At 37.3% G+C, this 6050-nt stretch carries 8 protein-coding genes; 4 read left to right on the top strand and 4 right to left on the bottom strand.

Features of this window, described 5'->3' with window-relative positions:
* Positions 1–4: 4 nt before the first annotated feature.
* The 4 genes from BUC06_RS06705 to BUC06_RS06720 form a co-directional block, all read right to left on the bottom strand.
* Entirely contained in the window at positions 5–409 is a 405-nt protein-coding gene (locus BUC06_RS06705) for a hypothetical protein (RefSeq protein WP_073331505.1), read from the bottom strand.
* 62 nt (positions 410–471) lie between these two features.
* Positions 472–1107, bottom strand: a complete 636-nt coding sequence (rsmG, locus tag BUC06_RS06710; protein WP_073331508.1) for a 16S rRNA (guanine(527)-N(7))-methyltransferase RsmG — start codon at positions 1105–1107, stop codon at positions 472–474.
* Positions 1108–1203: 96 nt separating this feature from the next.
* Positions 1204–2541, bottom strand: coding sequence for a M20/M25/M40 family metallo-hydrolase (locus BUC06_RS06715; RefSeq protein ID WP_073331511.1), 1338 nt, complete (start codon positions 2539–2541; stop codon positions 1204–1206).
* Positions 2542–2710: 169 nt separating this feature from the next.
* A complete protein-coding gene (locus BUC06_RS06720) occupies positions 2711–2911 on the bottom strand; it encodes a hypothetical protein (protein WP_073331514.1) in 201 nt (66 codons plus the stop codon).
* Positions 2912–3038: 127 nt separating this feature from the next.
* Between BUC06_RS06720 and BUC06_RS06725 the strand changes: the two genes are divergently transcribed.
* From BUC06_RS06725 to BUC06_RS06740, 4 genes are all read left to right on the top strand, one after another.
* Positions 3039–4232, top strand: a complete 1194-nt coding sequence (locus tag BUC06_RS06725) for a pyridoxal phosphate-dependent aminotransferase (RefSeq protein WP_073331517.1) — start codon at positions 3039–3041, stop codon at positions 4230–4232.
* A 181-nt stretch (positions 4233–4413) separates the two neighbouring features.
* Positions 4414–5046, top strand: a complete 633-nt coding sequence (locus tag BUC06_RS06730) for a peroxiredoxin (protein ID WP_073331520.1) — start codon at positions 4414–4416, stop codon at positions 5044–5046.
* 149 nt (positions 5047–5195) lie between these two features.
* Entirely contained in the window at positions 5196–5504 is a 309-nt protein-coding gene (locus tag BUC06_RS06735) for a thioredoxin family protein (RefSeq protein ID WP_073331523.1), read from the top strand.
* Positions 5504–5752 carry a DUF6952 family protein gene (locus tag BUC06_RS06740; protein WP_034727575.1) on the top strand — a complete coding sequence of 83 codons (249 nt, stop codon included), beginning with the start codon at positions 5504–5506 and terminating at the stop codon, positions 5750–5752. Before BUC06_RS06735 ends, BUC06_RS06740 begins: the two co-directional genes overlap by 1 nt.
* Positions 5753–6050: the final 298 nt, after the last annotated feature.

The following is a 6050-nucleotide window of genomic DNA, read 5'->3' on the forward strand; positions in this document are numbered from 1 at the left end:
TTAATTATTCAACTACAATTGTTTTGGTGATCCAGTTGTTGCCACCATTCCAGAACTTAAAAGTATACGATCCTTTCTGGCGCGGGCTGAAATTGATCTGGCTTGTTCCCACATGAGCTTTCTGTACACATTGACCTTCAATAGAGTATTTATAAGCGGTAACAGACCTTTCCAGACTACTGGAAGGAATATAATCATATCCGTAGAACCCTTCACATTCGGACAGATAAGTAGAATACGTTTTAATGCTCTGTATTGAATTGACATCCATTGTATCCTGCATGATCTTCACACTGTCGATCTTAATTTTACCGATGGACTGTACGGTCTGGTAATCATCATCCTCACAGGAGATGAACACCAATCCTGAAAACAATACAGACAATCCAATATTTAAAAGATTTTTCATACCCTCTAATTTACTGATTATTAATAAAAATTCAGTAAAATTTACCCTTAATTTACTTAAAATTAAGAATTAAAATTACCTTTTGATACATAAATCACTTTTTTAGTATCGAAAAATTCTTCATCAAAATAGTTTTTAAGGTTGAAGATTTCACATTTAATTCCAGCCAGTTCTTCAGCAAGATCACCGCCTTTTAAATATAAAACTCCGTTATGCTTGGGATTAATCTGTTCTTTCTCAAATTTTCCTTTCAGCCATCTGAGGAATTCCGGCATCTGCGTTACCGCACGGCTTACCACAAAATGGAACTTTTCTTTTACCTTTTCGGCTCTTCCGTGGATCGCCGTTAAGTTCGTCAGTCCTACTCCTTCTGCGACTGCATTCACTACAGTAATCTTTTTTCCAATAGAGTCGACCAGAGTAAATTGGGTCTCCGGAAAAAGGATGGCCAGTGGAATTCCGGGAAAACCGCCGCCTGTTCCGATGTCCAGAACTTTTGTGCCGGGTGCAAATTCCATTATTTTCGCAATTCCCAAAGAATGCAGAACGTGTTTTTCATACAGCGATTCCATATCTTTTCTGGAAATCACATTGATTTTTTCATTCCATTCATTGTACAGTTTCTCCAACTGGGTAAACTGCTTGATCTGCTTCTCTGTAAGATCCGGAAAGTATTTTAATAGTAACGATATTGCCATATGAATTATTATAATCTGCAAAAATAAGTTTTATTTCTATTGTATTCAAATCGAGTGTTCAGTTCTGGCTTTATTCACTCTTGCAATAACACCCGATCATTTGGCAATACCGGGAATAACGGCAACACTTAAATTCCCGCTCTTATCTACTGCCTGAACAGCAAAAATATAGTTGTCCTTTGACAGGGGAATTTTAATAGAACGTTCTTTGGTAAATATCTTTTTCTGCCATACAGGACTATCGGTCTCCCGGGCGAGGACAAAATATCCTGCAGGCATTCCTGACTTGGGCTTCTCCCATTGTAAACTGGTAGAATTGGTAAGTTCCTTAACTTTCATTTCTACCCGTTCAGGTTTTGAGGGAGCTTTGGCAAGGCTTGCCAGTACGGCAATATTGGCCGCTACATTTTTTTTCAGATAATTGTAATCTATAAACTCAGGAAGATCTCCGTACTGCTTATTATTTTCCACTCTTATATCCTGATGCTGATGATCATAATTTTCATAATATTCGGTGAGCCTCACAGAGGGAAATCCCTGATTGACAAAGCTGGAATGATCTCCTCCACGAAGAAATCTGTCGTTTCTGTAAATCATTTTTATATCAAGTCCTTTCACATATTTCTCTGCAATTTCTTTAATATACCGCGCTAACTGTCTGGATTCGCTGTCATTTTCAAGTCCCAGATTCCTGATATTCATTGCTTTTTTATCCAGTTCGGCGTATGACAGCCCTTCACTGAAAACCCGGAGCGTACGGGTATTGACTTCACCCGTTTCTCCTGCTTCAGGATTTCCGATCATATCGTTGTTCAGGACGGCCTCTATCTGCCAATTTTCTTTTTTGGCTTTATCCGCAAAAAGTTTTGACCCCAGCAACGACTGTTCTTCACCTGAAAAAGCAACAAAAATGACCGATGCAGGAAATGAAGACCTGCTTAAAATTCTTGCAGATTCTATGACTGCACTTACGCCACTGCCATCATCATTTGCACCCGGAGCAAATGAAACCCTGTTCATCACATCTGTTACCCGCGAATCCAAATGGGCAGAAATCAGAAAAATTCTTTGATCATTCGGATCTGTTCCCTTTAGAAATGCTACAGGATTTCCGAGGTTGACAGCCTTATCTATTCTCTTTCCATCCGGCTGAATATCTTCCTGCTGGATGTATACCTCCATTCTTCCTCCGGAATTTTTTGCATAGTCTCTAAATTTTCCCAGCACCCAATTTCTTGCTGCTCCTATTCCCTGATCTTTACCATCAACAGAGCTTAAAGTATGTCTGGTATGAAAACCTACAAGGGTATTGATATAAGATTTTAAAGAATCTGAACGCACTTCAGAGACATATTTCTTTATTTCATCATCTTTTGAGCGGGTTTGTGAAAATCCGACAAAAGGAATCAACAGGGCAAGAAGAGTATATTTCATAGGATTAATCTAAGATGAATTAAAGATACAAAACATAGGCCTTAAGAACCTTTTTTCAATCCATATTTTGCAAAGATTACGTTTTAGAATACGATTTAACAGGAGACAAAAGACTTGTAAATATATCGTTTGAGATAAAAAAAGACCGCTTTCGGCAGTCTTCATTTCTTTATTTATTCTTTTTCAATGGGATTGTCGGAGAACCGAAGCTTTCTGGCAAGCAAAGCATGCTGGCTCCGCTTTTTTTAAGCTCATTGTAATCCAGCTGGGCAACATAACCGTCTTTAAGATGCATTTCCATTTTCCCTGCTTTGGAATCTCCATTCATCACCGCCCCATCTTTTTCCGGAAGAAAATACGGTTGAAGCATTCAGAAGCATACTATTTCCAATTCTAATGATTAAATTAAAACCTGACAAAAATCTTTTTTCTGGTACCACTTTTATTTCTGGGCACAACGTTTTTATTATATATTTGTTAAAATTCAAAAACACCATATGGATAAACTTTCAGACAGAGTAAAGAGATTAGGTTACTCACAGACTTTCGTAATGTCCAATAAAGCAAGAGAAATGAAGGCCGCCGGCATTGATGTGATCAGTCTTACTCTTGGCGAACCGGATTTTGACGTGCCGGATAATATCAAACAGTCCGCTTTTGATGCCATCAACCAAAATTACAGCCACTACTCTCCTGTTCCGGGGTTTCTTGAACTTCGTGAAGCAGTAGCTCATAAATTAAAAAGAGACAACAATTTAGATTATAAACCATCACAGATCTGCGTTTCAAATGGTGCCAAACAAGCTATTTTAAATGTTCTTGCTTCTGTGATCAACGACGGTGACGAAGTTCTTCTTCCTGCTCCTTATTGGGTGAGTTACGATGAAATGGTAAAGATGATGGGGGGAAATTCAGTCATGCTTCCTACCTCTTATGTTACTGATTTTAAAATAACAGCTGAACAACTTGAAGAAGCCATTACCGATAAAACAAAGGCAATTCTTTTCAGTTCTCCATGTAATCCGTCCGGTGGATATTATACCTACGACGAACTTAAGTCTATGGCGAAAGTGATTGCCAAATATCCTCATGTGACCGTTATTTCCGACGAAATCTACGAATACATCAACTACGAAACAAAAACGACTTCCATTTCTCAATTTCCGGAAATCTATGAGCAAACTGCCGTTATCAACGGAATGTCTAAAGCTTTTGCGATGACCGGATGGAGAATAGGATATTCTGCGTGTCCGGAATGGCTGGCAAAAGCTTGTGAAAAGATTCAGGGACAAATGACGAGTGGAGCGAATACAGTAGCCCAGAGAGCTTCTATTACTGCTTTAAAAACAGATCCTTCTGAATACAAATACATGATCGATGCTTTCCAGAAAAGAAGAGATCTTGTGTACGACCTGATGAAAGAGATTCCAGGATTTAAAGTACTGCTGCCCAAAGCTGCCTTTTACTTCTTCCCGGATATTTCGCACTATATCGGAAAAAAACTGAATGGTACAGAAATTAAAGATTCTGATGATTTTGCCATGTTCCTTTTGGAAAATGCCCATGTAGGATGTGTAGGAGGTGTTTCTTTTGGAAGTCCTGAGTGCATCAGGTTCTCTTACGCAGCATCCGAAGAAGATCTGAGAGAAGCGATGAAACGCATCAAAGATGTGCTGGCTCCTTTCAATTAACAGATTAAAATCAGACTCAACAAAAATTAATATAAAGTAAACAAAAAGCTCTGATTTCAGGGCTTTTTTTCTATAGTTCCATTAAAAACAATTATAGATTTTATTTATCGATATTGATTTGTTCGATAGATGAAATATTGATATCTTTGCAGGAGAAAATTTAATATAAAAACAGAAAATTATGTCTTTAGTAGGAAAAAAATTCCCAAATGTAACGATCGATGCTATGTCTGAAATGGGTGACGATCTTAGAATCAACATCCTTGAAGAAGCTACTTCAAACCAACAAAAAGTAATCTTATTCTGGTATCCGAAAGATTTCACTTTCGTATGCCCTACAGAGCTTCACGCTTTTCAGGATGCTTTAGGTGAATTCGCAAAAAGAAACACTAAAGTAATCGGTGCTTCTTGTGACACCAATGAGGTACATTTCGCATGGTTGAACGTTTCAAAAGATAACGGAGGTATCGAAGGAGTAACTTACCCGCTTTTAGCTGATACGCACAGACAACTGGCCAACATCTTAGGAATCGTAGATCAGGATTTCGAATATAATGAAGATGGAGAGGAAACTTTCACAGGTTCTAACGTAACCTACAGAGCCACTTACCTGATTGACGAAACCGGAAAAATTTTCCACGAGTCTGTCAACGATATGCCTCTTGGAAGAAACGTGAAAGAATATTTAAGATTAATTGACGCTTATACCCACGTTCAAAAACATGGTGAAGTATGCCCTGCTAACTGGGAAGAAGGAAAAGATGCTATGAAAGCTGACAGAACTTCTACAGCAGAATACTTAGCTAAGAACTAATCAAAACACTATAACAATGTAGTAATTGTTCTAATGTAACAATATATCAGTGTAACAATGTACCAATATCTGAAATTTCAATATTTTATAATTGTTACACTGGTAAATTATCCAATTGCTACATTGTTAAATTTCATAAAATTTAACTTATGTATACAGAATTAACAGAAGATACTTTACAGAATATCGTGAACGACAACGAAAAAGTAGTTGTTCAATATGGTGCAACATGGTGCGGAAACTGCAGAATCATGAAGCCTAAATTTAAAAAATTAGCAGCAGAAAACGAAGAAATTCCATTCTTGTATGTAGATGCTGAAAAACTTCCTGAAAGTAGAAAATTAGCAACCGTTGACAACCTTCCCACTTTCGCAATATTTAAAAACGGTGAATTGGTGAACCAGGTACAGAGCAACCAGGCTGAAAGTTTAATTAACCTTTTTAACGAATTACACTAATGAAATTACCCGTAATCAGACAGTTTTATCAGAATCAGACCCCTGAAAATCTTGAAAAAACATTAGAAGTACTGGAAAGCTTTTGCGAATTCAGAGGAACCAGTGAAGAGGATTTAAATGTTGCAGGGGAACTGATCACCAATATCTGCGGTGCCTTGGAAGTACACGCCAGCGTTCAGAACGGAATGAGCGAAAAAGATGCTCTAAATTCTTTTGCACAGAAGGTCTTAGGATCTATTGATAAATAGTTTTTCAAATTTAATTATTTAAAGATATAATAATTAAAAGATTCAAAACAATACTACTGAGGCTTTCCTCAATACTCTATTTTCTCCATTCTTTAATTATATTATTCACAACACGCGCTTCAAAGCTTCTGTAATATGCCATTGCTGATGCGGTTGCCTTTGTTTATTTCCGTTAAAGAATGTTCAAAAAATCCCGGTGAAAATGGACTGCCCCCAAAAAGTTAGACACTTTTTAGGGGCATTTTTTATGTATAGAAAAGAAAAATTTAGCGTTGCTTTCAAATTAGAATGTATTAAA

The organism is Chryseobacterium carnipullorum (genome assembly GCF_900142785.1).
GTDB lineage: Bacteria > Bacteroidota > Bacteroidia > Flavobacteriales > Weeksellaceae > Chryseobacterium > Chryseobacterium carnipullorum.

Coding starts and splice junctions, on each gene's coding strand:
- BUC06_RS06730 (WP_073331520.1), top strand. CDS start 4,414: ATGTCTTTAGTAGGAAAAAAATTCCCAAATGTAACGATCGATGCTATG.
- BUC06_RS06740 (WP_034727575.1), top strand. CDS start 5,504: ATGAAATTACCCGTAATCAGACAGTTTTATCAGAATCAGACCCCTGAA.
- BUC06_RS06715 (WP_073331511.1), bottom strand. CDS start 2,541: ATGAAATATACTCTTCTTGCCCTGTTGATTCCTTTTGTCGGATTTTCA.
- BUC06_RS06720 (WP_073331514.1), bottom strand. CDS start 2,911: ATGCTTCAACCGTATTTTCTTCCGGAAAAAGATGGGGCGGTGATGAAT.
- BUC06_RS06735 (WP_073331523.1), top strand. CDS start 5,196: ATGTATACAGAATTAACAGAAGATACTTTACAGAATATCGTGAACGAC.
- BUC06_RS06725 (WP_073331517.1), top strand. CDS start 3,039: ATGGATAAACTTTCAGACAGAGTAAAGAGATTAGGTTACTCACAGACT.
- rsmG (WP_073331508.1), bottom strand. CDS start 1,107: ATGGCAATATCGTTACTATTAAAATACTTTCCGGATCTTACAGAGAAG.
- BUC06_RS06705 (WP_073331505.1), bottom strand. CDS start 409: ATGAAAAATCTTTTAAATATTGGATTGTCTGTATTGTTTTCAGGATTG.